This is a genomic window from Pseudonocardia phyllosphaerae, from assembly GCF_046546475.1.
Taxonomy (GTDB): domain Bacteria; phylum Actinomycetota; class Actinomycetes; order Mycobacteriales; family Pseudonocardiaceae; genus Pseudonocardia; species Pseudonocardia phyllosphaerae.
Genome location: NZ_JBKGXS010000002.1, coordinates 399,043 through 425,171, shown reverse-complemented (window position 1 = coordinate 425,171; position 26,129 = coordinate 399,043). Strand labels below are relative to the sequence as shown.

The 26,129-nt window shown below is 74.5% G+C and carries 24 protein-coding genes; 15 read left to right on the top strand and 9 right to left on the bottom strand.

Going from position 1 to position 26,129, the window contains the following annotated elements; translation table 11 throughout:
* Positions 1-63 precede the first annotated feature (63 nt).
* From ACLE50_RS07300 to ACLE50_RS07290, 3 genes are read left to right on the top strand one after another with little or no spacing between them, the layout of a single operon-like run.
* The gene (locus ACLE50_RS07300) at positions 64-1,311 is read left to right on the top strand and encodes an ArsA family ATPase (RefSeq protein WP_410942632.1); all 1,248 of its coding nucleotides are present in this window, start codon (positions 64-66) and stop codon (positions 1,309-1,311) included.
* Positions 1,308-1,877: a hypothetical protein gene (locus ACLE50_RS07295; protein ID WP_410942631.1), complete on the top strand. Its 570-nt coding sequence runs from the start codon at positions 1,308-1,310 to the stop codon at positions 1,875-1,877. Before ACLE50_RS07300 ends, ACLE50_RS07295 begins: the two co-directional genes overlap by 4 nt.
* On the top strand, positions 1,874-2,845 hold the full coding sequence (locus ACLE50_RS07290) for an ROK family protein (RefSeq protein ID WP_410942630.1): 972 nt from the start codon (positions 1,874-1,876) through the stop codon (positions 2,843-2,845). Before ACLE50_RS07295 ends, ACLE50_RS07290 begins: the two co-directional genes overlap by 4 nt.
* Positions 2,846-2,854: 9 nt before the next feature.
* On the opposite strand, the gene ACLE50_RS07285 is transcribed toward ACLE50_RS07290, so the two are convergent.
* Positions 2,855-3,304 carry a DUF308 domain-containing protein gene (locus ACLE50_RS07285; protein ID WP_410942629.1) on the bottom strand — a complete coding sequence of 150 codons (450 nt, stop codon included), beginning with the start codon at positions 3,302-3,304 and terminating at the stop codon, positions 2,855-2,857.
* Between the two features lie 152 nt (positions 3,305-3,456).
* Here ACLE50_RS07285 and ACLE50_RS07280 point away from each other — a divergent pair, with 152 nt between their 5' ends.
* From ACLE50_RS07280 to ACLE50_RS07270, 3 genes are all read left to right on the top strand, one after another.
* On the top strand, positions 3,457-4,212 hold the full coding sequence (locus ACLE50_RS07280) for a lysophospholipid acyltransferase family protein (RefSeq protein ID WP_410942628.1): 756 nt from the start codon (positions 3,457-3,459) through the stop codon (positions 4,210-4,212).
* Between the two features lie 377 nt (positions 4,213-4,589).
* A complete protein-coding gene (locus ACLE50_RS07275) occupies positions 4,590-5,102 on the top strand; it encodes a polyadenylate-specific 3'-exoribonuclease AS (RefSeq protein ID WP_410942627.1) in 513 nt (170 codons plus the stop codon).
* 28 nt (positions 5,103-5,130) lie between these two features.
* Positions 5,131-6,540: a class II 3-deoxy-7-phosphoheptulonate synthase gene (locus ACLE50_RS07270; protein ID WP_410942626.1), complete on the top strand. Its 1,410-nt coding sequence runs from the start codon at positions 5,131-5,133 to the stop codon at positions 6,538-6,540.
* 15 nt (positions 6,541-6,555) lie between these two features.
* Here ACLE50_RS07270 and ACLE50_RS07265 read toward each other — a convergent pair whose 3' ends face one another.
* Positions 6,556-7,593: a LacI family DNA-binding transcriptional regulator gene (locus ACLE50_RS07265; RefSeq protein WP_410942625.1), complete on the bottom strand. Its 1,038-nt coding sequence runs from the start codon at positions 7,591-7,593 to the stop codon at positions 6,556-6,558.
* Positions 7,594-7,702: 109 nt separating this feature from the next.
* Between ACLE50_RS07265 and uriH the strand changes: the two genes are divergently transcribed.
* From uriH to ACLE50_RS07250, 3 genes are read left to right on the top strand one after another with little or no spacing between them, the layout of a single operon-like run.
* Positions 7,703-8,668 carry a uridine-preferring nucleoside hydrolase UriH gene (gene uriH, locus ACLE50_RS07260; RefSeq protein WP_410942624.1) on the top strand — a complete coding sequence of 322 codons (966 nt, stop codon included), beginning with the start codon at positions 7,703-7,705 and terminating at the stop codon, positions 8,666-8,668.
* On the top strand, positions 8,665-10,095 hold the full coding sequence (uriT, locus tag ACLE50_RS07255) for a uridine transporter UriT (RefSeq protein WP_410942623.1): 1,431 nt from the start codon (positions 8,665-8,667) through the stop codon (positions 10,093-10,095). Before uriH ends, uriT begins: the two co-directional genes overlap by 4 nt.
* Positions 10,092-10,964, top strand: coding sequence for a ribokinase (locus ACLE50_RS07250; protein WP_410942622.1), 873 nt, complete (start codon positions 10,092-10,094; stop codon positions 10,962-10,964). The genes uriT and ACLE50_RS07250 overlap by 4 nt, the downstream gene beginning before the upstream one ends.
* A gap of 48 nt (positions 10,965-11,012) precedes the next feature.
* On the opposite strand, the gene pknB is transcribed toward ACLE50_RS07250, so the two are convergent.
* Positions 11,013-12,950 carry a Stk1 family PASTA domain-containing Ser/Thr kinase gene (gene pknB, locus ACLE50_RS07245; RefSeq protein ID WP_410942621.1) on the bottom strand — a complete coding sequence of 646 codons (1,938 nt, stop codon included), beginning with the start codon at positions 12,948-12,950 and terminating at the stop codon, positions 11,013-11,015.
* A 102-nt stretch (positions 12,951-13,052) separates the two neighbouring features.
* On the opposite strand from pknB, the gene ACLE50_RS07240 reads away from it, so the two are divergent.
* Together ACLE50_RS07240 and ACLE50_RS07235 are read left to right on the top strand one after the other, a co-directional pair.
* Positions 13,053-13,406 (top strand): Rv2175c family DNA-binding protein, encoded by a 354-nt coding sequence (locus tag ACLE50_RS07240; protein WP_410942620.1) that lies wholly within the window; start codon positions 13,053-13,055, stop codon positions 13,404-13,406.
* A gap of 274 nt (positions 13,407-13,680) precedes the next feature.
* Positions 13,681-14,493 carry a MerR family DNA-binding transcriptional regulator gene (locus tag ACLE50_RS07235; RefSeq protein ID WP_410942619.1) on the top strand — a complete coding sequence of 271 codons (813 nt, stop codon included), beginning with the start codon at positions 13,681-13,683 and terminating at the stop codon, positions 14,491-14,493.
* Between the two features lie 62 nt (positions 14,494-14,555).
* Here ACLE50_RS07235 and ACLE50_RS07230 read toward each other — a convergent pair whose 3' ends face one another.
* Positions 14,556-15,491 (bottom strand): LysR family transcriptional regulator, encoded by a 936-nt coding sequence (locus ACLE50_RS07230; protein ID WP_410942618.1) that lies wholly within the window; start codon positions 15,489-15,491, stop codon positions 14,556-14,558.
* Positions 15,492-15,574: 83 nt separating this feature from the next.
* On the opposite strand from ACLE50_RS07230, the gene ACLE50_RS07225 reads away from it, so the two are divergent.
* Both ACLE50_RS07225 and ACLE50_RS07220 read left to right on the top strand, forming a co-directional pair.
* Complete coding sequence (locus ACLE50_RS07225) at positions 15,575-17,923, top strand: penicillin acylase family protein (RefSeq protein ID WP_410942617.1); 2,349 nt, start codon at positions 15,575-15,577, stop codon at positions 17,921-17,923.
* Positions 17,924-17,987: 64 nt separating this feature from the next.
* Positions 17,988-19,235 carry an MFS transporter gene (locus tag ACLE50_RS07220; protein WP_410942616.1) on the top strand — a complete coding sequence of 416 codons (1,248 nt, stop codon included), beginning with the start codon at positions 17,988-17,990 and terminating at the stop codon, positions 19,233-19,235.
* A 44-nt stretch (positions 19,236-19,279) separates the two neighbouring features.
* On the opposite strand, the gene ACLE50_RS07215 is transcribed toward ACLE50_RS07220, so the two are convergent.
* From ACLE50_RS07215 to ACLE50_RS07205, 3 genes are read right to left on the bottom strand one after another with little or no spacing between them, the layout of a single operon-like run.
* Positions 19,280-20,305, bottom strand: a complete 1,026-nt coding sequence (locus ACLE50_RS07215; protein WP_410942615.1) for a phytoene/squalene synthase family protein — start codon at positions 20,303-20,305, stop codon at positions 19,280-19,282.
* Between the two features lie 5 nt (positions 20,306-20,310).
* Positions 20,311-21,870, bottom strand: coding sequence for a phytoene desaturase family protein (gene crtI / locus ACLE50_RS07210; protein WP_410942614.1), 1,560 nt, complete (start codon positions 21,868-21,870; stop codon positions 20,311-20,313).
* Complete coding sequence (locus tag ACLE50_RS07205) at positions 21,867-22,910, bottom strand: polyprenyl synthetase family protein (protein ID WP_410942859.1); 1,044 nt, start codon at positions 22,908-22,910, stop codon at positions 21,867-21,869. The genes crtI and ACLE50_RS07205 overlap by 4 nt, the downstream gene beginning before the upstream one ends.
* Positions 22,911-23,147: 237 nt before the next feature.
* On the opposite strand from ACLE50_RS07205, the gene metF reads away from it, so the two are divergent.
* Positions 23,148-24,053 carry a methylenetetrahydrofolate reductase [NAD(P)H] gene (metF, locus tag ACLE50_RS07200; RefSeq protein ID WP_410942613.1) on the top strand — a complete coding sequence of 302 codons (906 nt, stop codon included), beginning with the start codon at positions 23,148-23,150 and terminating at the stop codon, positions 24,051-24,053.
* Positions 24,054-24,137: 84 nt separating this feature from the next.
* Here metF and ACLE50_RS07195 read toward each other — a convergent pair whose 3' ends face one another.
* Complete coding sequence (locus ACLE50_RS07195) at positions 24,138-24,845, bottom strand: LppM family (lipo)protein (protein WP_410942612.1); 708 nt, start codon at positions 24,843-24,845, stop codon at positions 24,138-24,140.
* 38 nt (positions 24,846-24,883) lie between these two features.
* On the bottom strand, positions 24,884-25,507 hold the full coding sequence (locus tag ACLE50_RS07190; protein ID WP_410942611.1) for a GNAT family N-acetyltransferase: 624 nt from the start codon (positions 25,505-25,507) through the stop codon (positions 24,884-24,886).
* A gap of 263 nt (positions 25,508-25,770) precedes the next feature.
* Here ACLE50_RS07190 and ACLE50_RS07185 point away from each other — a divergent pair, with 263 nt between their 5' ends.
* Positions 25,771-26,085 carry a hypothetical protein gene (locus ACLE50_RS07185; RefSeq protein ID WP_410942610.1) on the top strand — a complete coding sequence of 105 codons (315 nt, stop codon included), beginning with the start codon at positions 25,771-25,773 and terminating at the stop codon, positions 26,083-26,085.
* Positions 26,086-26,129: the final 44 nt, after the last annotated feature.

The window sequence follows — 26,129 nt, the reverse complement described above, 5'->3', positions numbered from 1 at the left end:
CACCACCGGCGCACCGGCGGGTCCCCTCGGACCGGGACCGGGCCTCTCGTTACGCTCCGGCGCGTGCGCGTCGTGCTGTTCACCGGCAAGGGCGGGGTCGGCAAGACCACCCTGGCCGCGGCGACCGGCGCGCTGCTCGCCGGAGCCGGCCGCACCGCGCTGGTCGTCTCCACCGACCCGGCGCACTCCCTCGGCGACGCGCTGAGCACCACGCTCGGACCCGAGCCCGCCGAGATCACCGAGAACCTGCACGCCGCGCACATCGACGCCCGCACCCTGCTCGAGGGCACCTGGGGCGACCTGCAGGAACACCTGCGGACGATGCTGGCCGGGGCCGGCGTCGACGAGCTGGTCGCCGACGAGCTGACCGTGCTGCCCGGCGTCGAGGACCTGCTGGCGCTGGCCGAGGTGCAGCGCTTCGCCGACTCGGGTGTCTACGACGTCGTCGTCGTCGACTGCGGGCCGACCGCGGAGACCCTGCGGCTGCTCACCCTGCCCGAGGCGCTCAACGGCTACCTGGAGCGACTGTTCCCCGCGCACCGCCGGGCCGTCCGCGGCCTGGTCGCGAACCTCGCCGGGGCGAAGAACGACACCGACGGCTGGGATCGCACCGTCGCCGCCCTCGGCGCGCTCGCCGGGCAGCTCACCGGGCTGCGCGCGATGCTCGCCGACCGCGACCGCACCGCGATCCGCCTGGTCCTGACCCCGGAGCGCGTCGTCGCCGCGGAGACCCGCCGCACGCTGACCGCGCTCGCGCTGCACGAGCTGCGGGTCGACGCGCTGATGGCGAACCGGGTGATGCCCGGCCCGCCGCCGTCGCTGCGCGGGCCCGCGGCGCGCTGGCTGCGCGAGCGGGCGAGCGAGCAGCACGCGGTGCTGCGCGAGCTGGAGGAGCTCGGCGTCGGCGTCCCGGTCGTCGCGGTGCCCTACACCGCGGCCGAGCCGACCGGCGTCGAGGCGCTGGCCGAGCTGGCCCGCTCCATCTATGGCGACGACGACCCGGCCGGCGCACCCGACGGCGGCACCCCGCGTCCGCTGATGGAGCTGCGCCGCACCGCCGGGCACGGTGTCTCCGCCGACACCGAGTTCGAGCTCGACGTCGCGCTGCCCGGCGCCGAGGACAGCCCGCTGGACCTGGCCCGGGTCGGCGACGACATGGTCGTCGGGCTCGGTGTGACGCGGCGGGTGATCACGCTGCCGTCGGTGCTGCGGCGCTGTGAGGCCGTCGGCGCCCGGCTGGAGCCCGGTGGGCTGGACGCACGCCTGGTGATCGCGTTCAAGCCCGACCCCGGAACCTGGATGAGCTCGTGACCCCGCGCCCCGGATGCTGCGGCACGCACGCCGGGATCCCGGACGACCTCCGGGCCACGGCGATCAGCGCGCTGGAGCGGCTGCGGGACGGGCTGGAACCGTTGCAGGGCACTGGCTCCGGCAGTGCCCCTACGGCCGGGTCGGCAACCGGCTCGGCTGCTGGTGCGGCGAGCGGGTCCGCGAACGGCACGGCGAACGGCTCCGCGACGGGTCCCGGGACCGGCTCGGCCGACGGGCCCGGGACCGGCCCCGCGAACGGGGCCGGGACCGGTTCCGCCGCGGGGGAGCCCGCCGGCCCACCGCCCGGCTCGGCCGGGGCCTGCACCGCCTGCCCGGTGTGTGCGCTGATCGCGGTGCTGCGCGGTGAGCACTCCGAGTTCGCGGCGCGCCTGGCCCAGCAGGTCGGCGGGCTGCTGTCGCTGCTGATCGCGGTGCTGGAGGAGACCGGAGAGCACCAGCCGCGCCCCGAGCCCGACGCCCGGGGCCGCACGCGTCCGGGCACCGGCACGAACGGCGCCCGGCCGCGCGGCCGGACCGTTCAGCGGATCCCGGTGCACCGGCCGTGAGCTACGCCGACGACCGGCTCACCATCGGCGTCGACGTCGGCGGGACCAGCGTGCGGGCCGGGGTCGTCGACGCCGACGGGCAGATCCTCGACACCGCCACCGCGCCCACCCCGCGCACCGACGACGCCCTGGAGCAGGCCATCGCCGGTGCGGTCGACGAGCTGCGCACCCGGTACCCGGCCGAGGCCGTCGGGCTGGCACTGGCCGGGTTCGTCGACGCCCCGCGCGGGCTCGTGCGCTATGCGCCGCACCTGTCCTGGCGCGACGCCCCGGTCGCCGACCGGATCCGTGACCGGCTCGGCGGTGTCCCGGTCGTCGTCGAGCACGACGCGAACTCCGCCGCCCTGGCCGAGCGCCGCTACGGCGCCGCCGCCGGGGCGTCGACCGCGGTGCTGGTCGCGATCGGCACCGGCATCGGCGGCGCCCTGCTGCTCGACGGCGCGCTGTTCCGCGGCGCCCACGGTGTCGCCCCCGAGCTGGGGCACCTGCGGGTCGTCCCGGACGGGCGGGCCTGCCCGTGCGGCAAGCGCGGCTGCTGGGAGCGCTACTGCAGCGGTACCGCCCTGGCGACGACCGCCCTGGAGCTGGTCTCGGGCGGGCACGTGGCGGGGCCGTCGGCGCTGGCCCGGGAGGCCGCCGCCGACCCGGGGCGGATCACCGGCAAGCGGGTCGCCTCCGCCGCCCGCGAGGGCGACCCGGTCGCCCGGGCCGCCGTGCGCGAAATGGGCCGCTGGCTGGGGGAAGGGTTGTCGCTGGTCGCGGACCTGTTCGACCCGGACGTCGTCGTGATCGGGGGTGGGGTGTCGTCCTCGGCGCCGCTGTTCCTCGACGAGGCCCGCGAGCACTACGCCCGCATCCTCACCGGCGCCGGGAACCGGCCGCTCGCGCGGATCCGCACCGCGCAGCTGGGGGCCGCGGCCGCCGTCGTCGGGTCGGCGACGCTGGCCCGGGACGCCCTGCTCGTCTGACCCCGCGGGTCAGAGCCGCGAGCCGTCGTCGAGGTCGTCGTCCTCGGGACCGGAGTCGGCCGTCCACAGCCGCAGCAGCAGCCACGCCAGCCCGGCCGCGATCAGCACCAGGCCCAGCGGCAGCGGCCACGTCCCGCCTGCACCGACCAGCTCGGGTGCGCCCGCGAGCAGCAGCCCCGTCCCGATCAACCCGCCCCCGACGACGGCCGGTGGGCCCAGGCGGGGCAGCGGCGGCGGCTCGGGCGGGTGGTAGTGGTCGTCGGGGTCGGCGCCGGCGTCGACGACGTCCGGTCCTGTGTCACCCGGCCCGGTCTCGTCCTGAGCGGGCGGCGGGGCGGAACCCTCCGGGGCGGGGTCGGGACGCTCGGCGGGCCACGCGGGCACCGAGCCCTCCGAGCGCCAGCCGGCGACGATCGACTCGAACTCCTCGTCGCGGCCGGACCCGCCGTGCGGTTCCATCGCACGCCCTCCCTCGCCCGTCCGGAGCGCCCATGGTGGCACGGCGACGACGCCGGTGGCACGGGCCGGACCGACGTGATCGCCGCCCCGTTGTCGGAACGTCGCGGGCATCCGTAGGCTGACGCGGCGACGTCGTAGGGAGGCAGCGCAGCGTGCTGTACTGGTGGTCCAAGTTCGTGCTGCTCGGGCCGCTCATGCGGCTGTTCTGCAGACCGTCGATCGTGGGGGCGGAGAACGTGCCGCGTGACGGTGGCGCGATCCTCGCGAGCAACCACCTCGCCGTCGCCGACTCCTTCTTCCTGCCGCTGATGCTGCCGCGGCGGGTCACGTTCCTCGCCAAGCGCGAGTACTTCACCGGCCCGGGCCTGCGTGGCTGGCTGTCCAAGCAGTTCTTCAGCGGCGTCGGGCAGGTCCCGGTCGACCGCTCCGGCGGCTCCGCGGCGCGCGCCGCGATGGACACCGCCGTGCGGCTGCTCAACGAGGGCAAGCTGCTCGGCATCTACCCCGAGGGCACCCGCTCGCCCGACGGCCGCCTCTACAAGGGCAAGACCGGCGTCGCCCGGATGGCACTGGAGGCCGGCGTCCGCGTGATCCCGGTGGCGATGGTCGGCACCGACCGCGTCAACCCGATCGGCTCGAAGATGTGGCGCCCGCTCAAGGTGCGCATCGTGATCGGCGAGCCGATCGACTTCAGCCGTTACGAGGGCATGGCAGGCGACCGGTTCATCGAGCGCTCCATGACCGACGAGATCATGTACGCGCTGATGGAGCTGTCCGGGCAGACCTACGTCGACCTGTACGCGGCCTCGGTCAAGGAGAAGGCCGCCGCAGGCGCCCCGCCGCCCGCGCCGTCGCGGACGGAGCCGAAGCTGCCCGACCCGAAGCTGCCGGACTCGCGCGCGAGCTGAGGGGCGCGGCCACCGGGCGCGGGCCGCGCTGCCCGCGCCGGGGCGACGGGCATACCCACTCCGAAGAAGCCTCACCTGCTGAGGCATTCGGCGGCCGAGACCCCGTCGCGGCCGTGGCGGCGCGGTTCCCGGCGGTGATCACGGTCGGCGGCCGGTGCGATCCGACGCGCTACGCGGACGCCGGACGTCCCGGGCGGCGTGACCAGCGCCGGGCGAACTCCTCGACGACCGGCCGAGTCCAGATCGGGCCGGAGCCGAGCTGCGCGTAGGGCGCAGGGAAGTCCGGATGACCGCTGTGGAGCTGGTGCACCCGCTGACACGTACGCTCGTCGCCGGGCGGATCCACCCGGACCGCACCGCCGACGACGGAACACGGAATGCGCTTCTTCTACGACTGCGAGTTCATCGAGGACGGCACCACCATCGACCTGGTGTCGATCGGGATGGTCGGCGAGGACGGCCGGGAGTTCTACGCCGTCTCCACCGAGTTCGACCCGGACCGGGCCGGGAAGTGGGTGCGCACCAACGTGCTGCCGAAGCTCCCGTCGCCGGCGGACAAGGCGTGGATGTCGCGCGCCCGGATCCGCGACGAGATCCTCGAGTTCTGCACCTCCGCACCCGGCGACGTCGAGCTGTGGGCCTGGATCGCCGCCTACGACCACGTCGCGCTCTGCCAGCTGTGGGGCTCGATGCCCGCGCTGCCGCGTGCGATGCCGCGCTTCACCCGCGAGCTGCGCCAGCGCTGGGAGGACACCGGCCGGCCCACGCTGCCCCCGCCGCCGCGGGAGGCGCACGACGCCCTCGCCGACGCACGGCACAACCTGCAGCGCTGGCAGGCGATCGAGGCGGCTGTCGCCCAGGGGAGCGCCACGGGGGCCGGGACCCGGTGACCGGGCACACCGCCCTATTCTGGGCGCCGTGAACTGGTCCGTCGACGCGCCGATCGACGTCCTCCCGGAGCTCCCGCCGCTGCCCGCGGACCTGCGCTCCTCGCTGGACGACGCGCTCTCCCGCCCCGCCGCACAGCAGCCCGAGTGGCCCGACCCGTCGCGGGTCGGTGACGTCCGCAAGGTGCTGGAGTCCGTCCCGCCGGTCGTGCTCCCGCCCGAGGTCGACCGGCTGCAGGAGCGTCTCGCCGCCGTCGCGAACGGGGAGGCCTTCCTGCTCCAGGGCGGGGACTGCGCCGAGACCTTCGTCGACAACACCGAGCCGCACATCCGCGCGACCATCCGCACGCTGCTGCAGATGGCCGTCGTGCTCACCTACGGCGCCTCGCTGCCGGTGGTGAAGGTCGGCCGGATCGCCGGGCAGTACGCCAAGCCGCGGTCGAGCTCGATCGACTCGGCGGGCCTGCCGTCCTACCGCGGTGACATCGTCAACGCCCTCGAGCCGGACGCCGCGCTGCGCACCCCGGACCCGTCGCGCATGATCCGCGCCTACGCCAACGCCTCGGCCGCGATGAACATGGTCCGCGCGCTGACCGCGACCGGCATGGCCGACCTGACCAAGGTCCACCACTGGAACCAGGACTTCGTGCGGACCTCCGCCGCCGGCGTCCGGTACGAGGCCGTCGCCGCGGAGATCGACCGTGCGGTCCGCTTCATGGACGCCTGCGGCGTGCAGGACCACAACCTGCACCAGGTCGAGTTCTACGCCAGCCACGAGGCCCTGCTGCTGGACTACGAGCGCTCGATGCTGCGCCTGGACCTGGAGCGCGCCGACGAGCACGGCACGGGCGCCGCGCCGCGGCTCTACGACCTGTCCACGCACATGCTCTGGATCGGGGAGCGGACCCGCCAGCTCGACGGCGCGCACGTCGCCCTCGCCGAGCTCGTCGCCAACCCGATCGGCATGAAGATCGGCCCGACGACGACGCCGGAGCAGGCCGTCGAGTACGTCGAGCGGCTCGACCCGCACAACCGGCCGGGCCGGCTGTCGCTGATCTCGCGGATGGGCAACGACAAGGTCCGCGACGTGCTCCCGGCGATCGTCGAGAAGGTCACCGCGTCCGGGCACAAGGTCATCTGGCAGTGCGACCCGATGCACGGCAACACCCACGAGGCCTCCACCGGCTACAAGACCCGGCACTTCGACCGGATCGTCGACGAGGTGCAGGGCTTCTTCGAGGTGCACCGCGCGCTGGGCACGCACCCGGGCGGCATCCACGTCGAGGTCACCGGTGAGGACGTCACCGAGTGCCTGGGCGGCGCGCAGCGGATCTCCGACACCGATCTCGCCGGTCGCTACGAGACCGCGTGCGACCCGCGGCTGAACACCCAGCAGAGCCTGGAGCTGGCGTTCCTGGTCGCGGAGATGCTGCGCGGCTGAGGCGCCCGCCGGGGATCAGCTCGCGGCCCCGTCCCCGGATCCCGGGGGCGGGGCCGTGCTGTGCCGGACTGCCAGCCGGGCGATCGGGGACACCGGGGGAGCGGCGTCGTCGCCGTCGAGCACCGCGGTGAGCCGGCGCGCCGCGGCCCGGCCCAGCGCGTGCCCGGGCAGCCCCACACTGGTCAGCGCCGGTGCGGTGATCTGCGAGTAGGGCAGGTCGTCGAACCCGGCGACCGAGACGTCGTCCGGCACGGCGAGGCCGAGCCGGGCCGCGGCGGCGAGCACGCCGTAGGCCAGGGTGTCCGCGGCGGCGACGACCGCGGTGGCGCCGTCGTCGAGCCAGCGGGGCAGCGCGCCGACCGCGGTGTCCGCGGCCGCGTCGAGGGTGACGTCGGCGCGGACCTCGTCGCCGAGCACGGTGAGACCGTGCGCACCGGCGCGGGAGGCGAGTAGCTCGCGGCGCACCGCGAACGTCGCCGACGGCGTGGTGCCGTCCAGGTAGGCGATCCGGCGGTGCCCGAGTGCGGCCAGGTGGGTGAGCAGCGCGTCGACGCCGGGGCCGAAGTCGAAGGTCACCGCGTCGTGGCCGGGAGCGCGCGCGTCGAGCAGGACCAGCGGCGGGCCGTCGGGGGACAGGTCGTCGAGCAGTGACGGCGACGGCGCGTGCACCAGCAGCCCGGTCGGGCGCAGCGCCGCGACCCGGGCGACGTCCTCGGCGGCGGGCTGGGTGCCCGTCCCGGCCGGGGTGGACAGCATCAGGTGGTAGCGCTCGCCGAGGCCGGCGCGGACACCGGCGACGACGTCGCCGAAGAAGGGGTTCGGCAGGTCCGGGGCCAGGAGGACCACCAGATCGCTCCGGCCGCGCGCGAGCGAGCTGGCGGCGTGGTCCACCACGTACCCGAGCTCGGACACCGAACGGCGGACCCGGTCGGCGATTGTCTCGGACACCCGGCCCCGGGCCTTGCCGTTCACCACGAGCGAGACCGTCGAGACGCTGGTGCCGGCGTGTGCGGCGACCATCGCCGCGGTCACCCTGCGTCCGTTCCCGCTCATCACAGCAGTCTAGTCGACATCAAGCGCTTGACGTCAAACGCTTGACGGATGACGATGGCGCTGCGCCCCACCGGGCGTGGAGGTTCTACGACGAGGTGGAGATCCGCGGATGGCGGAGAAGATCATTCTGGACTGCGACCCCGGGCACGACGACGCGATCGCCCTGCTGCTCGCGCACGGCGACCCGGCGATCGAGCTGCTCGCCGTCACCACCGTGGTCGGCAACCAGACCCTGCCCAAGGTCACGCGCAACGCGTTGTCGGTCGCGACGATGGCCGGCATCACCGGCGTCCCGTTCGCCGCAGGCGCCGACCGGCCGCTGCTGCGGGAGATCGAGGTCGCCGCGGACATCCACGGCGAGACCGGCCTCGACGGCCCCGCGCTGCCCGAGCCCGCGTTCGGCGCCGTCGACCGGCACGCCGTCGACCTGATCGTCGACACCGTGCTGGCACACGAGCCCGGCACGGTCACCCTGGTCCCCACCGGCGGGCTGACCAACATCGCCCTCGCCGCACGCCGGGAGCCGCGGATCGTCGAGCGCGTCAAGCGGGTCGTGCTCATGGGCGGTGGCGTCGCGGTCGGCAACCGGACCCCGGTCGCGGAGTTCAACATCGCCATCGACCCGGAGGCCGCCGAGATCGTCTTCTCGGCCGGCTGGGAGGTCGTCATGGTCGGGCTCGACCTCACCCACCAGGCGCTGGCCACCCCGGACGTGCGGGACGCGATCCGCGCCGTCGGCACCGGGCCCGCCCGCTTCGTCGACGAGCTGCTCGACTTCTTCGCCGACACCTACCGCGACGTGCAGGGATTCGACGCGCCGCCGGTGCACGACCCCTGCGCCGTCGCGCACGTCATCGACCCGCGCGTCGTGCGTGCCGTACCGATGCCGATCGTCGTCGAGACAGCCGGGCGGTACACCACCGGGATGACCGTCGCCGACCGGCGCGGGCCCGCCCCGGCCGGCTGCCGCACGCACGCGGCGACCGAGCTCGACCACGCCCGGTTCTGGGACCTCGTCGTGGGCGCGCTGCGCACCATCGGCGAGCCCGCGCGCACGGCCGGGGACGCCGCATGACCGCCGCCCGCGGCCGGGTGACCGCGCTCGTCGCCGCCGTCGTCGCCGCCTGTGTGGCGTTCCAGCTCAACGCCTCCATGCTCAGCCCCGCCCTGGTCACGATGGCCCGCGAGCTGGGCACCGACGAGGCGACCGTCGGGCTGTCGCAGACGATGTTCTTCACCCTCGCCGCGATGTTCTCGCTGTTCCTGCCGCGGCTGTCCGACATCGCCGGGCGCCGCCGGGTGCTGCTCGGGATGCTCGCGGTGATGTTGCTGGGCAGCGTGATCGCCGCGCTCGCCACCGGCGTCGGGATGCTGTTCGCCGGCCGGATCCTGCAGGGCGTCACCGGTCCGGTCGTCCCGATCGGGCTGCTCATGCTGCGCAGCGAGATCACCGACCCGCGCCGCTACGGCGTCGCCCTCGGCCTGGTCACCGCGGTGAACGGCGGCGTCGCCGGGCTCGACGCGCTGGCCGGCGGCTGGCTCGCCACCGCCTACGGCTTCCGCTCGATCTTCTGGGTGATCGCCGTGGTCACCGTGGCCGCGATCGGCTGCGTCGCGGTGTGGGGCACCGAGTCGCGACCCTCGGCCGGGACCCGGATGGACTGGCGCGGCGTCGTCCCGCTGGTCGTCGCCGTCGGCGCGCTGCTGCTGGCCTTCGACGAGGCCGGTGCGCTCGGCGACGCCGACTGGGGCCTGGTCGCGCTCTACGTGGTCGTCGCCGTCGTGGCCGGGGCGGTGTTCGCCGCGCTCGAGGCGCGGACCGTGCAGCCGCTGGTGCCGGTGGCGTTCCTGCGCCGCCGCGGCACCTGGGCGACGCTGGCGACCACGCTGCTCACCATGACCGGGGTGTTCGCGATCGCGAACGGCCTGGTCGCCTCGCTCGCGCAGAACACCACCGGCGCCGGGTTCGGGCTGCCCGCCGACCTGACCGCGCTGGTGCTGCTCGCGCCGTACGCGCTGGTCGGGTGGCTGGTCGGGCCGTTCGCCGGACGCCTCGCGCCGGTGCTCGGCTACCGGACGGTGCTGCGGATCGGGCTGGCGGGCAGCGTCGCCGCGACCGTGCTGCTCGCCGTTGCCGGGGTCGCGTCGCTGCCGGTGCTGGTCGCCGGGACGCTGCTGCTCGGCATCACCTACGCCGGCATCGCCAACATCATGCTCAACGGGCTGGGGGTGCTGCTGTCGCCGCCGGAGAACCCGGGGATGCTGCCGGGGCTCAACGCGGGCGCGTTCAACCTCGGCGCCGGGATCAGCTTCGTGGTCCTGCCCGCCGCGCAGATCGCGTTCGGCGGCAGCGACCACTCCGCCGCCGGCTACACCGGCGGGATGATCACCGGGGCGGTGCTCACCGCGGCCGCGCTGGGTGTGTCGTTGCTGATCCCGCGGCCGAGCGCCGCGGAGACCGCACCGCGGGAGACCGCGGTGGCGAACGGGAGGCCGGAGTGAACCGGATCGTCGTCGTCGGCTCGCTGAACGGGGACCTCACGGTCCGCACCGAGCGCTTCCCCGGGCGCGGGGAGACCGTCGCGGGGGAGGACCTGGTGACCGGGCCCGGCGGGAAGGGGGCCAACCAGGCCGTCGCCGCCGGGCTGCTCGGCGGGGACGTCGCGATGATCGGCGCCGTCGGCGACGACGACCACGGCCGCGCGGTGACCGCCGCCGTCGCCGACGCCGGGGTGGACGTCTCCCGCATCGCGGTGCGGCCCGCGGACTCGGGCACCGCGACCGGCACCGCCGTGATCACCGTGGACGCCCAGGGGGACAACACGATCGTCGTGTCGCCGGGGGCGAACGGCACGCTGTCCGCGGCCGACATCCCCGATCCGGCCGGCCTCGGCGGTGCCGCGGTGCTCACCATGTCGCTGGAGATCCCGCTCGACGCCGTGCTGGCCGCGGCCCGTGCCGCCCGCGACGCCGGGGTCACCGTGCTGCTCAACCTCTCGCCCTACGCCGAGGTCCCGGCCGAGCTGCTCGAGCTCACCGGGGTGCTGGTGGTCAACGAGCACGAGGCGCGGCTGCTCGGCGAGCACGGCGTGGCCCGCTCGATCGTCACGCTCGGCGAGCAGGGCGCCCGGGTGCACGACGCAGGCACCGGGACCGACTGCGTCCACGTCGACGCCGTGCGGGCCGACCCGGTCGACACCACCGGTTCCGGGGACGCGTTCCTGGCCGCCGTCGCCGTCCGGCTCGCCGCAGGCGACGACCTCGCCGACGCCGCCCGCTACGCGGTGCGGGCCGGCGCCTACGCCGTCACCGCGCCCGGGGCGCAGCTGCGGCCGCTCACCGGCGAGGCCCGGGCCCGGTTCGGGCTCTGACCCCGGCTGCCCCTGGGCCTCGGCTGCTCCGGACCCGGCCGGGGCATCTCAGAGCACGTTCAGCGTGATCGTGTCACCGGCGGACACCTCGTCGCCTGCCTCGGGGTCCTGGCCGACGACGCGCCCGTCGTCGCGCCGCCCGAACGGGAAGCTGTTGTCCACCTCGACCGAGTAACCCTCGGACTCCAGCAGCTCCCGGGCCTCATCGGCGCTCATGCCGATCACGAACGGCACCGAGCCGGAACCGGACGGCTCCGAGCTGGTCGGCGGGGCGCTGGTGGTCGGCTCCCGAGTCTCGGGCGTCTCCGGGGCGACCGGTGCGGGCGGCGAGGGTGGGGGCGGGGGCGGCTCGGCGCCGTTGCTGGTCACCAGGGTGACCGGCGCTCCGCCGGGCAGCCGGGTGCCCGCGACCGGGTCGGTGCGGATCACCGCGTCCTTCGGGACGGTGGAGGAGTACTCGGTGGCCTCGGTGCTGCGGACCGGGCTGAGCCCGGCGCGGCGGACCGCGTCCTCGGCGGCGCCGACCGCGCTGCCGGGCGGGACCTCCGGGACCGCCGGACGCCCGGTCGACACGACCAGGGTGACGGTGCTGCCGCGCAGCAGCCGGGACTGCTGGGCCGGGTCGACCGAGGCGACCAGGTTCGGCGCGACGGTGTCGTCGGCGCGCTCGTCCACCGATGGCGTCAGGTCGGACTCTGCGATCAGTGCCGCCGCCCGGTCCCGATCGAGCCCTGTGACGGCGGGGATCGTCGTCCAGCGCCCGGCACCGAGCCACCAGGCACCGGTCCCGGCCAGCGCCGCGAGCAGCACCAGAAGGACCATCCAGAGTGCGAACGTGCGCCTGCCGCGGCGCCTGGCGCGGCGCAGCTCGGTGCGCGACACCGGCTCCGGTTCGGCGGCGGGGGTGACCGTCGTGCCGGTACCGCCGCCGTGGCGCGGACCGCCGCGGGTCGCGGCCCGGGTGCCGTTCGCGCCGGCGCCCTCGAGCGCGGTGGCGCGGATCCGGCGCGGCCCGGCCGGGAGGGTCTCGGCGTCGTCGACCGGGGCCGGCGGGCGGGGGACCGCGGCGCGGGGCAGCGCGAGGTCGTCGGCGAGTGAGATCAGCTCGCGGCGGAACTGCTCGGCGTGCGCCGGACGCAGCTCGGGATCGCGGGCGGTCGCCCGGGCGACGAGCGCGTCGACAGCCGGCGGCAGGCCCGGGACCAGCGCCGACGGGGGCGGGACGTCCTCGTTCACGTGCCGGTAGGCCACCGACAGCGGGTTGTCCGCGGTGTACGGGGCGACGCCGGTGAGGACCTCGTAGAGCATGATCCCGGCGGCGTAGACGTCGCTGCGGGCATCCGCGCGGCCGGTCTCGACCTGCTCGGGGGACAGGTAGGCCATCGTCCCGAGGATCATCCCGGCGTGGCTGACGCCGGCCTCCGCGGCCGCGGTGAGCAGCCCGAAGTCGGCGACCTTCACCTCACCGGAGGCGGAGATCAGCACGTTCTCCGGCTTCACGTCGCGGTGCACCATGCCCTGGCGGTGCGCGCGGGCCAGCCCGGCCAGCACCGGCTCCAGCACGCGGACCGCGGCGGGCAGGCCGAGCGCGCCGCGGGCGCGCAGCACGTCGCGCAGGGTGCCGCCGTCGACCAGCTCCATGACGACGAAGAGGCTCGGTTCACCCAGCGGCCCGGCCGGGGTGGTGCCCCGGTCGTAGACGGCGACGACGGCGGGGTGGTCGATCCGGGCCGCGAACCGCGCCTCCCGGTCGAACCGGGTGCGGAACGCCTGGTCACCGGCCATCCGCGGGTCCATGACCTTGATGGCGACCGCGCGGTCGAGACGGGTGTCGGTGCCGTGGTAGACCGTCGACATGCCGCCGCGGGCCAGCACCGGGCCGACCAGGTAGCGGTCGTCGAGGTACACCGGCGCCGGGCCGTCGGTGATCGTCCGAGCGGCCCCACCCGGCGTGCCGGGATCGCCCGGTCCGGAGGGTGGGCTCACGGCCGGAAGGCTACTTCAGCGCCCCCGCCGGGCCGCGGGGCGACCCACCCGATCCGGCGGCGGCCCCGTTCACCCGGTAGTGCGATGTGGGACAGTTCCCCGGTGAGCGAGTCCCTCCCCGCGGCCGTCACCGAGGAGATCATCCCGGTCGACGAGGTCGCCGCACGACTGTCGGTCCCGGTGTCCCGCGTGTTCCAGCTGGTGCGTGACGGCCAGCTGCTGTCGCTGAAGCACGAGCGCGACGTCGTCGTGCCCGCCGTCTTCCTCGACGGCGACGACGTCGTCCGCGGCCTGTCCGGCACGATCATGGTGCTGCGCGACGGCGGCTACGACGACGCCGACATCCTGCGCTGGCTGTTCACCGACGACGAGACGCTCTCCGGTACGCCGATCGCCGCGATCCGTGCGGGGCGGCACAAGGAGATCAAGCGTCGCGCGCAGGCGATGGCGTTCTGACGGCGTCGCCCGGCCCGGCCGGACACCCTGCCCGGGTGCGTCAGCTCGACGCGGGCGGGACGACTCGCGTGTGGTCGCCGGCCTGTCGGCGGGACACGCCGCCCGACCTCCCCGAGGTGGCTGCGTTGCGGCTGGCGTTGAGCGGCGCGACTTCGTTCTCGCGGCACCGCACGTCGGGGCCGCGCGTCCGGCGGCGTCCGGCGTGATCTCGCGGAGCGACGCCTCCACCGTCGTCGGTTGACCCTCCCGCAGGGGGAGACGCGACGCTGGTCCCATGTTGGGAATCGGCGAGTTCGCAGGGCTGACGGGGCTCGGGGTCAAGGCGCTCCGCCACTACGACGAGAAGGGGATCCTGGTCCCCGCCGAGGTCGACGCCCGTTCCGGGTACCGGCGCTACGGCGAGGGCCAGGTCCGGGCCGGGGTGACGGTGCGCGCACTGCGTGACGCCGGTGTCCCGTTGCCGCAGGTCTCCGACGCCGTCGCAGGCGGTGACGCGGCGGCCGCGCTCGCCGCGCACCGCCGGTCGGTCCTCGCCGAGCGCGAGGCCGAGGACCAGGCGTTCGCCACGGCCGGTGAGGTGCTGCGTGCGCTGGCGGCGCCCGTGGCGGTCGCCGAGCGGGAGATGCCCGCCCAGCCGTTCGTCGGCCACGTGATCCGGGGACGGCCCGAGGAACTCGACGAGCTCTCCGACGACGTCGCGAACGCGGCGTTCGGAGCGCTGTACACGCGGCTGCGGACCGACGGTCTCGGGCCGAGCGGCCCGGCCTGGTCGAGCCTGCGCAGCGGCGAGCAGGACACGGTCGACCTCGTGTGCTGCTGGCCCACCACGAGTGCCGTCGACGACGGGTGGTGCGGACCGGAGGAGGTCGCCGGGATCCTCCCGGCGCGCACCGAGCTCGTCGTCACCTGGAGCCCGGCCGACGCCGAGAACCTCCCGGAGGGCCCGCTGCATCCCGCGGCGGTCGGCCTGTACGACGCGGTGGCCGAGCGGCGGATCGACCTCGGGCGTTCCGAGGTCCGGCAGGGGACCGTCGTGCAGGACGACGGCGGCTACGTCGTCGAGCTCGTGGTGTCGACGGCGACCTGACGACCCGGGCGACCTGACGACCCGGGCGACCGGCCGCAGTACGGCGGTATGGCACCAGGAGGTCAGGCGCCGCGCGCAGGCGAGGCCGGCCCGGCCGACGCCATCGGACGCGCGGGCCCGTCGTGGAAGAACGCCGTGAGCCGGACGGCGAGGTCCTCGATCACCGCCCCGGCGTGGTGCTGCGGGTGCCACACCAGGTGGAACGGCACGTACAGCACGGTGTCCGGGCGGTCGGCGTTCTCCAGGACGGGGATCGGATACGTGCCCGGGCCGCGGAGCGTCGCGGCCACCGCCACAGCTTTCCCGGCAGCGGCGTTGGCGATCGCGGTACTGCTCGAGTCGCACTCCGACCTGCGGCCGTAGGTGAGGCCGAGCCGGGTCGTCGACGCATCCAGCAGCCGCCTGCTGACCAGACCGTCGGAGGGGACGATCAGGTGCTCGTCCACGAGCTCGCGCACGCCGACGGCGGTACGCCCGTCACGGGCCCAGTGGTGGGTCGGTGCGACGAAGGCCCGCACGGACCTGCGGCCGATGAGGTGCTGGGCGAATCCACGGTGCAGCCGGACGGGGGAGATCACGGCATCGGCCCCGCCGCGGAGCAGCGCCTCCAGCTCGAGGTGTGGTCCCTCCTTGGTGAGAATCATCGGATCGGTCGTCCGCAGATCCGCGATGAACGGGGCGAGGATCTCGCTGATCACCGGGATGCTGGCCGCGACGGTCAGCTGCCGGACCGCCCCGGTTGTCAGATCGGCGAGCGCGTTCTCCATCCAGTCGGCGTGCGCCACGAGCTCGCGGGCCAGCCGAGCGGTCTCCCGGCCCGCCGGAGTCAGCTGCAACCGCTGGCGGTGCCGGGTGAACAACTCGAGTCCGAGTTCGCGTTCGAGACCGCGGAGCTGCCGGCTCAGCGCGGGCTGGGCGATGCGCAGGTGTTCGGCAGCGGCCCGCGTCGTGCCGGTGTCGACGATCGCGAGGAAGTACTCGAGACGCTGCAGGTTCACCAGCGCGATGATGCCTTTCGGGCATCACGGTGAGATGATCTCAGTGTTAGCGGAATCAACGGCGTGATCCCTAGCGTGTCGCCATGCCGTTCGACGCGAGTGAGATCCCACCGGGGACACCCGAGGAGCAGCTTCCGGTCGCGGGTCTGGGCGCAACGGTCGAAGTGCTCGTCGACGCCGCAGGAGTGCCGCACCATTACGCGGCGTCCGGCGACGACCTGTACCGCGCGCAGGGATTCACCATCGCCCGCGAGCGCCTCTTCCAGCTCGACCTCTGGCGTCGGCGCGGTCTCGGCAGGCTCGCCGAGGTCTACGGCGAACGGTTCGTCGCGCGGGACCGGGCAGCACGACTCTTCCTCTACCGCGGTGACATGCACGCGGAGTGGCTCGCCTACGGCGACGCGACCAAGCGGATCGTGACGGCCTTCGTCGGTGGCATCAACGCGTTCATCGACGTCTGCGAGCAGGAGCCCGAACGGCTCCCGCTGGAGTTCCGCGAGCTGGGGTTCCAGCCGGGCCGCTGGGCGCCCGCCGACGTCGTCCGCGTCCGGAGCCACGGCCTCTACTACAACGTGGAGCAGGAGATCGAGCGCGTCACGACCCTGCGCGATCTCGGTCCGGAGGCCGAGGACCTGCGGCAGGCACGGGAGCCCGCCCACACCATCCGCGTTCCCGAGGGACTCGACCTCGCCGCCTTCCCCGAGGACCCCTCGGTCGTCCTCGACGACTTCCGGCTGGCCACGAGCTGGCCGGTGTTCGACGGCGAGGACCCGGCACCGGACCGCGACGCTCCCGAAGGCAGCAACAACTGGGCGGTCGGTGCGTCGCGGACAGCGACCGGCAGACCCCTGCTGGCCGGCGACCCGCACCGGGCGATCGACCTCCCGTCGATGCGCTACATCACCCACCTGTCCGCCCCCGGTGTGGACATCATCGGTGCCGGGGAGCCGGCGCTGCCCGGCGTGGCGATGGGGCACAACGGAAACGTCGCCTTCGCCCTGACCATCTTCGGTATCGACATGCAGGACCTCTACGTCTACGAGACCGAGCCCGGCAACCCGACCTTTTACCGGTACCGCGACGGGTGGGAGCCGATGACCGTGGTCACCGAGACCGTGCCGGTCGCGGGCGGGGAGCCGGTGGAGGTCGAGCTGCGGTTCACCCGGCACGGACCCGTCGTGTGGGCCGATCCCGAGCGGCGCACGGCGTTCGCCGTGCGGGCGGCCTGGCTCGAGCCCGGCATGGCCCCGTACCTGTCGAGCCTGGCCTACCAGCGCGCCGAGACCCCGGACGACTACGTCGACGCGCTGAACCGTTGGGGCGCACCCGGCCTGAACCACGTCTACGCCGCACCGGACGGAACGATCGGTTGGCGCCCCGCCGGTCTCGTGCCGATCCGGCCCAACTGGGACGGCACCCTCCCGGTGCCGGGCGACGGCCGCTACGAGTGGGACGGCTTCTACGACGTCGACCGTCTCCCCTCGCTGCGCGACCCCGAGTGCGACTGGGTCGCCACGGCCAACCAGATGAACCTTCCCGACGACCACGACAACGCCGAGCACACCGTCGGCTACGACTGGCTCCCCGGCTTCCGCTACGCACGGATCGCCGAGGTCCTGGGCTCGGCGACGGACGTGTCCATCGCCGCCTGCGAGGCGCTGCAGCGCGACACCGTCGACGTCGCCGCCCGCAGGCTGCTGCAGGTGCTCGACGAATTCGTGCCCGGGCCCGACGTCGCCGACGCGGTCGCGATGCTGCGTGGCTGGGACTGCGACGAGACGACCGACTCGGCGGCCGCGGCGCTCTACCAGGTGTGGAGCCGGGCCCACCTCCGGCCCGAGCTGCTCCGGAACGCACTGGCCGACCGCGTCGCGCCCGAGGACCTGGAGACCACGGTCGAACGGTTCATGCCGGGCCGGGTCGCCCTCGTCGACACCCGCACGACGCTGGAGATGGCAGCCGCCCTCACCGGCGAGCGCACCGTCCTCGACGAGATCCTCACCCGCTCGCTGCGTGCGGCGGTCGACGACCTGCGGTCCCGGCTCGGGGAGACACCTGAGCTCTGGCGCTGGGGTGCCCTGCACCTGTCGAGGCCGCAGCACCCGTTGGCCGGGCGTCTTTCCGACGAGCGGGTCGCGGTACCGCCGGTCGAGCGGGGCGGTGGCCCCGACACCGTCATGCAGACCGCGTTCGACGACACCTACGTCCAGACCAGCGGAGCGTCGTTCAGCATGGTGATCGACGTCGGCGACTGGGACAACTCCCGGGCGGTCAACGCCCCCGGTCAGTCGGGGCGTCCCGAGGACGACCACTACCGCGACCTGCTGCCGCGCTGGGCCGCCGGGGACACGTTCCCACTGCACTACAGCCGCTCGGCGGTGGAGCGCCACACCGTGCTGCGGCTGCTGCTCGTGCCGTCCGGACCCCGGTGAAGGGCGTTCTCAGATGACCGGACTGCCTGCAACGGGCACGCGCCCCGCGGAGCTGTCGCCGTCCGTGCGCCGACGTCTCTATGCCGCGACCTTCGCGGGGACGGTGCTCGAGTGGTACGACTTCTTCATCTACGGCCTCATGGCCGGGCTCGTTCTGAACAAGCTGTTCTTCTCCGGCCTCGATCCGAGCACGGCGCTGCTCGCCTCGTTCGGAACGTTCGCGGCCGGATTCGTCGCACGGCCTCTGGGCGGCATCGTCTTCGGTGGGATCGCCGACCGCCTGGGGCGCAAGCCCGCGCTCGTCGCATCGATGGCGGTCGTCGGGGTCGCCTCCGTCGGGATCGGTGCGCTCCCGACCTACGCGGCGGCCGGAGCCGCGGCTCCGATTCTGCTCACCCTGCTGAGGTTCGCGCACGGCCTCGCCATCGGCGGCGAGTGGGGGAGCGCTGCGAGCTTGCTGAACGAACACGCGCCACCGGGCAGGAAGGCGCGCTACACGGTGTGGGTGCAGTTCGGCTCCTCGGCCGGATCGATCCTCGCGTCGGTGTCGATGATCCTCATGACCGGGCTGCTGACCTCCGAACAGCTGCTGTCGTGGGGCTGGCGGATCCCGTTCCTGGTCAGCGTCGGCATCGTCGCGATCGGCCTGTACATCCGCCGTAGCCTGCCGGAGAGCCCGGAGTTCGAGCGGGTCCGCGAGCAGGCGCCCGTGCGCACCCCGCTACGTGAGGTCTTGCGCGACAACTACCGGCAGGTCGTCACCGTGGCCTGTCTGCACACGACCCAGGCCAGCATCACCTACCTGCTCACCTGGACCGTCGCCTACACGACGGGATCACTGGGGATGGCGGCGGCATCGGTCCTCACCCTCAAGCTGCTCGGCGGGATCGCGGCCATGCCGATCTATCTCGTCGTGCGGATCGCCGACCGGGTCGGTGCGGCCAGGGTGTACCTGGTGGGTTCGATCGCCTCCGCGGCAATCGCCTTCCCCATGTTCTGGCTGCTGCAGTCGCGTGTGCTCGTCCTGGTGTTCGTCGCGTACACGCTCGCGAACGGGGTGCTCTACGGGCTCTACTGCGTGCAGGGCAAGTACTACCCGGAGATGTTCGACGTCCGGTACCGGGCGACCGCCGCGTCGTTGGGGGTGCAGCTCGGGTCCATCGCCGCCGGCCTCGTCCCGTTGATCGCGGTCTCGCTGACGACCTGGAGCGGAGGCGCGTCCTGGCCGGTCTCGCTGTACATGGTCGGAACGGCGCTGCTCGGCGTCGTGGCGGTGCTGTACTCGATGCGGTTGCGGCCCGCCACGGCCTGAGTGGGGCGGGTGTGTCCCGGACCGGGCACCGGCCTGAGCCGGCGTCAGCGACCGGCCACCCGCGCCGCCACCGCCCGCCCCAGCCCCGGCAGCGCGACGGCGAGCCGCCGCCGGTTCGGGACGGCGACGCGGCGGTGCAGCACGGCGTCGTAACCGGCGTCGGCGATCTCGTCGAGGATCTCCGAGTACAGGACGCGCGCCGCACCCACGCACGCCCGCGACACCGGTTCCAGCATCGGGATGCCCGGATCGGCGCGCCGGTAGGTGGCCCGGGTCCGCGAGCACAGGTGCGCCAGCGCGCGGCGCACCCGGCGGTCCCCGCGCCCGTGGGCCCGGCACCAGGCCAGCAGCTCCCGGTCCACCCCGAACGCGGCCAGCTCGTCGGCGGGCAGGTACACACGGCCGCGGTCGAGGTCCTCGCCGACGTCGCGCAGGAAGTTCGTCATCTGGAACGCCACCCCCAGCAGTGCCGCGTGCGGCTCCGCCTCGGTCCGCGGCACGACCGTGCCCAGCACCGGCAGCGTCTGCAGCCCGATCACCGCCGCCGAGCCGTGCACGTAGCGGCCCAGCTCGGCGTCGGTCCGGTAGCCCTCGACCGTCAGGTCCATCCGCATCGACGCCATGAAGTCCGTGAACAGCTGCGGGTCCAGCCCGTGCCGGTGCGCGGTCGCGGCAACGGCGGTGACCACCGGGCTCGGCCCCGGGGGAGACGCCCCGGCGAGGGCGTCGGTGAGCTCGGAGTCCAGCGCGTCGAGCTCGGCCCGCGGATTGGCACGGGCATCCGCTTCATCGACTGTGCTGCTGGTGTCGACTTCGTCGAGGGTGTTGCTGGTGTCGACTTCGTCGACGATGTCGTCGGCGTATCGGGCGAAGCCGTACAGCGCGTGGATGTCCATCCGCCGGTCCGGCGGCAGCAGCCGCGTCGCCAGGTAGTACGTCCGGCCGTGCGCGGCGTGCAACCTCCGGCAGGCCGCGTAGGCCGTCCGGAGCGCCGGGTCGGTGATCCCGGCCGCGTCGAGCTCGGCGGCCTCGGCGCGGGTCGGCGCACCGGGCACCGCGCCCGTGCCCACGGCCGTCACCGTGGGGCACCCACCGGGGCGAACGAGCTGACCGGCGCGGGGGTGCCGGTGACCCGCTCCGCGGCGAGCCGCCCGGAGATCAGCACCGGCGGGATCCCGACACCCGGGGTGGTGCCGCACCCGGCCAGCACCGCGTTCTCCACACCGGACACCAGGTTCCGTGGCCGGAACGGCCCGGTCTGGGCGAGGGTGTGCGCGAGCGAGAACGGCGTCCCGGCGCCCATGCCCTGCGCCGCCCACGTCGCCGGCGTCCAGGTCCGCGTCCAGCTCGGGCCCGCGGCGACGACGTGCGGGTCGAGCAGCCCCCGGTCGGCGACGACCCCGAGCAGCTCCTCGACGTAGGCCGGCCCGACCGCGTCCCAGTCGATGTCCGACACCGCGGTGTTCGGGCACGGCGCCAGCACGCTCACCAGCTCCCGCCCCGCGGGCGCCACACCCGGCTCGGTCAGCCCCGGCCGCGTGACCAGCAACGACGGGTCGGACATCAGCCGGCCGTCGTCGACGATCTCGCGGAACGTCCGCTCCCACGCGGCCCCGAAGGAGATCGTGTGGTGGTGCCGCGACGGCGCGTCCGGACCGGGCTCGGGCAGCCCCGCCTGCACCACGACCGCCGATGGCGACCACCGCAGCGGTACCGGCCGGCGCGGCGCCCCGCCGAGCAGGTCGTAGGCGGCGGGCAGCTCGGCGGTGAGCACGACGGCGTCGCACGCGACCCGGCCCTCGGTCCCGTCGGATCCGGTGTGGCGCACCGCGGTCACCCGGTCCCCGGAACGCTCCAGACCGGTCACCGTACGGCCGAGCAGCAGCTCCGCCCCGGCGTCGACGGCGGCCCCGGCCAGCGCGTCACCGAGGGCGCGCATCCCGCCGCGCGGGAAGTACACGCCCGCGACGGTGTCCATGTAGGCGATCACGCCGTAGGCGCCCAGCGCGTCGGCCGGGGCGACACCGGCGTAGAGCGACTGGAAGGAGAAGATCCGCCGCAGCCGCTCGTCGGGCAGCAGCTTCGCGATCCTCGGACCCAGCCGGCCGAAACCGCCCAGCGCGGCCAGCCGCGCCAGGTCCGGGCCGAGCAGCGACAGCGGGGAGTCGGCGTTGCCGCCGATGAATCCGTCGATCTCGGTGCGGTACAAGGCCGTCAGCCACTCCCGCAGCCGCCGGTACCCGGCCGCGGAGTCCGGCCCGCAGACGTCGCGGACCTCCTGCTCCATCGCCGCCGCGTCGGTGTGCACCGAGATCGCGGAACCGTCGGCGAACTCCGCCCGGTACGCCGGGTCGAGCCGCACCAGGTCGAGCCGGTCCGCCATCCGGGTGCCCGCCGCGGCGAACGCCTCCTCGAGCAGGTCCGGCATCGTCAGCACCGTCGGGCCCGTGTCGAGCAGGTAGGTGCCGTGCGCGTCGGTGACGTCGGCCCGCCCGGCGCGGCCGCCCGGGAACGCGTCGCGCTCCACCAGCGTCACCCGCCGGCCCGCGCCGAGCAGGTGCAGCGCCGTCGACAGCCCGGCCAGCCCCGCGCCCACCACGACGACGTGGTCGGTCCGCCCCGGTACGTGCCTCACCAGGTACGCCGGGTGGCCTGCTCGGCCAGCTCGAACAGCCGGGTCCGCCCCGGTTCGGCCACCGGCGAGGAGTCCAGGGCGTCCAGCGCCGACCCGGTCAGCGCGGCGATCCGGCGTTCCACCTCGTCGACCCCGCCCAGCCCGGCCAGCGCCGAGCGGACCCGCTCGATCGCGGCGTCGTCGAGGCCCGGGTCGCCCAGCGCGCCGGTGACCAGGTCGTAGGACGCCCGGTCACCGCGGCGCTGCGCCTCCTGCAGCGCGACGGCGACGAGCAGCGTCCGCTTGCCCTCCCGCAGGTCGTCCCCGGCGGGCTTGCCGGTGACCCGCGGGTCACCGAACACACCGAGCAGGTCGTCGCGCAGCTGGAAGGCGATGCCGATGTCCGCGCCGTAGCGGCGGTAGCCCGTGACCAGGTCCGGCCCGGCCCCGGCGATCGCGGCGCCCAGGTGCAGCGGCCGCTCCACGGTGTAGGCGGCGGTCTTGAACCGGTCGATCCGCAGCGCGGCCTGCTCGCCCGGGTCGCCGGAGGCCTGGGTGGCGACGTCGAGGAACTGCCCGGCCAGTACCTCGGTGCGCATCCCGCGCCACGCCGGGGCGGCCCGGTCGTGCGCGCCCGCGGGCAGCGGGGCGGAGTGGAACATGTCGTCGGCCCACACCTGGGCCATGTCGCCCACCAGGATCGCCACGGCCGCCCCGAACCGCGACGGCGGGCCCGACCAGCCGCGCTCGGCGTGCCGCCCGGCGAAGTCGACGTGCACCGTCGGCCGGCCGCGCCGGGTCGACGAGGCGTCCATCAGGTCGTCGTGCACCAGGGCGCAGGCCTGGATCAGCTCCAGCGAGGAGATCGCGGTCAGCACCCCGGCCGCGTCCGGCGACGACGGGTCGCCGCCCGCGCCGCGCCAGCCCCACCAGGCGAACGTGGGCCGCAGCCGCTTGCCACCGTTCAGGACGAACGCGGCGAGCGCCTCCGCGGCCTGCCCGACCGACGGGTCGACGGCGACGACGTCCTCGCGGCGCTGCTCCAGGTAGCCGGCGAGGATCCGCTGGACGTGCTGGGGGAGGTCGTCGTCGAACGGGGTCGGCGCGGCGGGCTCCGCTCCGGCCGGGCCGTAACCGGCGTTCCCGTACGGACCGGGGGCGCTGTCGTGCTGGGTGGGATCGGCCACGGCCCCAGGCTATCCGGGGTCACCGGGCCCCGCCTGCGGTCCACCGTGGGGTCCCATCCCGGCGTCCGGCCACGTAGGGTCCCCTTCGTGACGACGACTTCTGCATCCACGGTGACCGAAAGGATCAGTGTCGAGCGCCCGTTCTTCGCGGTCGAGTTCTTCCCGCCGAAGGACGATCAGGGCGAGGCGGACCTTTGGCGGGCCATCCGCCGCCTGGAGATTCTCGACCCCGCGTACGTGTCGGTGACCTACGGGGCGGGCGGCTCGAGCCGTGACCGCACCGTGCGCACCGTCGAGCGGATCGCCACCGACACCACCCTGTGCTCGATGGCCCACCTGACCGCGGTGTCGCACTCGACCGACGAGCTGCGACACGTCATCGGCTCCCTCGCGGCAGCCGGTGTGCGCAACATCATGGCGCTGCGCGGCGACCCGCCGGGGGACCCGCTCGGCGAGTGGGTGAAGCACCCCGAGGGCCTCGAGTACGCCGACGAGCTCGTGACGCTGATCAAGCGTTCCGGCCCGTTCTGCGTGGGCGTGGCCGCGTTCCCCTACGGCCACCCGCGCTCGGCCGACCTCGAGTCCGACACCGAGCGCCTGGTCGGGAAGTTCCGGGCAGGCGCCGAGTTCGCGGTGACCCAGCTGTTCCTCGAGCCCGACGGGTTCCTGCGGCTGCGCGACCGGGTCGCCGCGGCCGGGTTCGACCAGCCCGTCATCCCGGGCATCATGCCGCTGACCTCGGAGAAGACCTTCCACAAGGGGCCCGAGCTGTCCGGCTCGCCGCTGCCGGAGGACCTGGTGAAGCGCCTCGAGCCCTACACCGGGGACGCCAAGTCCTTCCGGGCCGCGGGTATGGAGGTCACCGGGGAGCTGTGCGAGCGACTGCTCGCCGAGGGCGTCCCGGGGATCCACTTCTACTCGCTCAACCGGTCGACGGCGACGACCGAGCTGGTCGAGCGGCTCGGCCTGGCCGCGCACCGCGGCGAGTCCGCGGCGGTGCCGGCCGGGGCACGCTGACCCACCGCAGGACCAGCTGACCCGACGACGGCGGCGGGCCCTGGATCTCCCCGGACCCGCCGCCGTCGTTCGTGAGGGTGCGGCTCAGGAGTGGACCGGCGGGTTCCGGTCGCGGCGGGCCAGGAACACCGCGGCGCCTGCCGCGACCAGCACCAGCAGGACCAGCAGCAGCGTCCAGCCGAGCACCGACGGCGCGTGCGGGTCGGTCGCGACCACCTGCGCGTTGAACTGACTGACCTTGCCGGGGCTGAAGTTCCAGCTCACGGTGCCGCCCTCGGCCTCGCCGTCGGTACCGACGACCTCGCCGGGGAAGCTGATCGCGAGCCGGACGTCGGCCTTGTCCACCGGCATCGTCGTGAGGTCCGCGCGGCCCTGGACCAGGATCCGCTCGCCGACGCGGCGCATCTCCATGTTCGCCCGGCCGGCCGCCGACCCGCCGAGTGCGTTGAGCTTGCTGACCTCGGCGAAGCTCAGGCCGGAGAAGCTCGCGGTGGAGCCGACGTAGCCGTCCTGGTCGTAGGAGCTCACGTCGACCTGGCTCTGCAGGTCCTCGGGCACCGTCAGCTGCGGGCCCTTGCCGCCCGGTGCACCGTCCGGGGTGGCGACGGTGACGGTGCCGTCCACCGTGTCGTCGGGCTGCACGGCCAGTGCCACCTGGGCGCGGGTGCAGCCGGTCAGGGTGACCAGGGCGAGCACGACGAGCAGCACGACGGCCCGCGCGCGGCGGGCCGCTGCCGGGCGTGCGGTTCCCGGGGGTGCGGGGACTGCTGCGTCGGTGCGGGGGAGCGGCATGGCGGTCATCGTGCCACCCGGCACCGACGACGCCGTCCTCACGCGCGGGTGTGTGTCGGGTGATCCGGTGCGCCGCCCGGTGGTGCGAGCGGGAGCTCCCGGCCGAGCACCGCGAACGGGCGCGGATCGCCGGTGAACAGGTGGTCGCGCAGGACGTCGGAGAACCCGGTCCGGCGGTAGAGGCGCCACGCCCGGCCGGGTGGGCCGGGGGCGTACTCGGGGGTGGAGAGCAGCATGCGGGACCGGTCGGCGTCCGCGGCCAGGGCGCGCAGCAGGCCCTCCCCGAGCCCGGAACCCTGAGCCTGCGGGTGGACGTGCAGCTCGGTGAGCTCGAAGTAGTCGGTGAGCCAGTCGGCGTGCCCGGTGCCCGGCTCACCGCGACGCTGCCGGACGCCGCGGCGGACCTCCTCGAACCACCACTGCCCGGGACCGCCCCAGTAGCCGTAGCCGATGCCGACGAGCCGGTCCCGGCCGTCGATCCAGCCGACCGCGCGCCAGCCCGGGCGGTAGGAGTGCTCCAGCCAGAGCGAGCGACGCTGCCGGGCGGTCGAGCGGGGGTAGTCCATGGCGGTGACGTAGACGTCGATCGCCTCGGTCAGTCGGTCCGCGAAGTCCGTGCGGCTCAACGAGACCAGCCGCGGCTGGGGCGGCGCCGCGGTCACGACGCCACCCGGGTCGTGCGTCCCCGGTGCGGCGGCTCCATACCCCCCATCACATCACGACGCGGTCCCCGGTGTGGCCCGGGCTGCGTCCGAACGGCGACTTGACGGGAGGTCGAACGCGCGTTCTACTTGATACGTCGAACGCGCGTTCGACGGGCGGTCGTCCGGCCCGCGGGGTGGGGGAAGCACCCCGTGGCCGGGCGTCCGGCGAGGGCGGTGAGCGGGAGCCGAGGGCCCGGTCACCGGGAAGGGACGTGGTCACAGTGGGCTTCTCCCGACTGTTCGGGGCACGGCATCCGGCGGCGATCGACGTCCGCTGGCAGAACGGCGAGCCCGTCGAGTTCCAGCGGCGGCCGACGCGGCGGGGTGAGCGCTACCTGGTCACCGGGGTGCGGGACCAGTGGATCGAGGAGTCGCCGTGGCCGTTCCCGTCGCCGATGCCGGTGGGCGGGGACCGGCTGAGCTGCTGGCGGGTACTGGCGCGGTCGGTGGAGGAGCCGCACGAGCCGCCCCGCGAGGTGGTGCTGCGGATGCGCGCCGGGCCCGGGGTCTGGGACCTGGTGCGGGCGGCGGAGTGAACGGGCGCGGAGCGAGAGGGAGGTGCGCGATGCGGACGACGACA

Bases quoted from the DNA above. Each gene is read 5' to 3' on its own strand.
- ACLE50_RS07195 (WP_410942612.1), bottom strand. From the start codon at position 24,845: ATGCCGCTCCCCCGCACCGACGCAGCAGTCCCCGCACCCCCGGGAACC.
- uriT (WP_410942623.1), top strand. From the start codon at position 8,665: ATGACCGCCGCCCGCGGCCGGGTGACCGCGCTCGTCGCCGCCGTCGTC.
- ACLE50_RS07265 (WP_410942625.1), bottom strand. From the start codon at position 7,593: ATGAGCGGGAACGGACGCAGGGTGACCGCGGCGATGGTCGCCGCACAC.
- ACLE50_RS07225 (WP_410942617.1), top strand. From the start codon at position 15,575: ATGCCGTTCGACGCGAGTGAGATCCCACCGGGGACACCCGAGGAGCAG.
- ACLE50_RS07235 (WP_410942619.1), top strand. From the start codon at position 13,681: ATGTTGGGAATCGGCGAGTTCGCAGGGCTGACGGGGCTCGGGGTCAAG.
- ACLE50_RS07275 (WP_410942627.1), top strand. From the start codon at position 4,590: ATGCGCTTCTTCTACGACTGCGAGTTCATCGAGGACGGCACCACCATC.
- ACLE50_RS07285 (WP_410942629.1), bottom strand. From the start codon at position 3,304: ATGGAACCGCACGGCGGGTCCGGCCGCGACGAGGAGTTCGAGTCGATC.
- uriH (WP_410942624.1), top strand. From the start codon at position 7,703: ATGGCGGAGAAGATCATTCTGGACTGCGACCCCGGGCACGACGACGCG.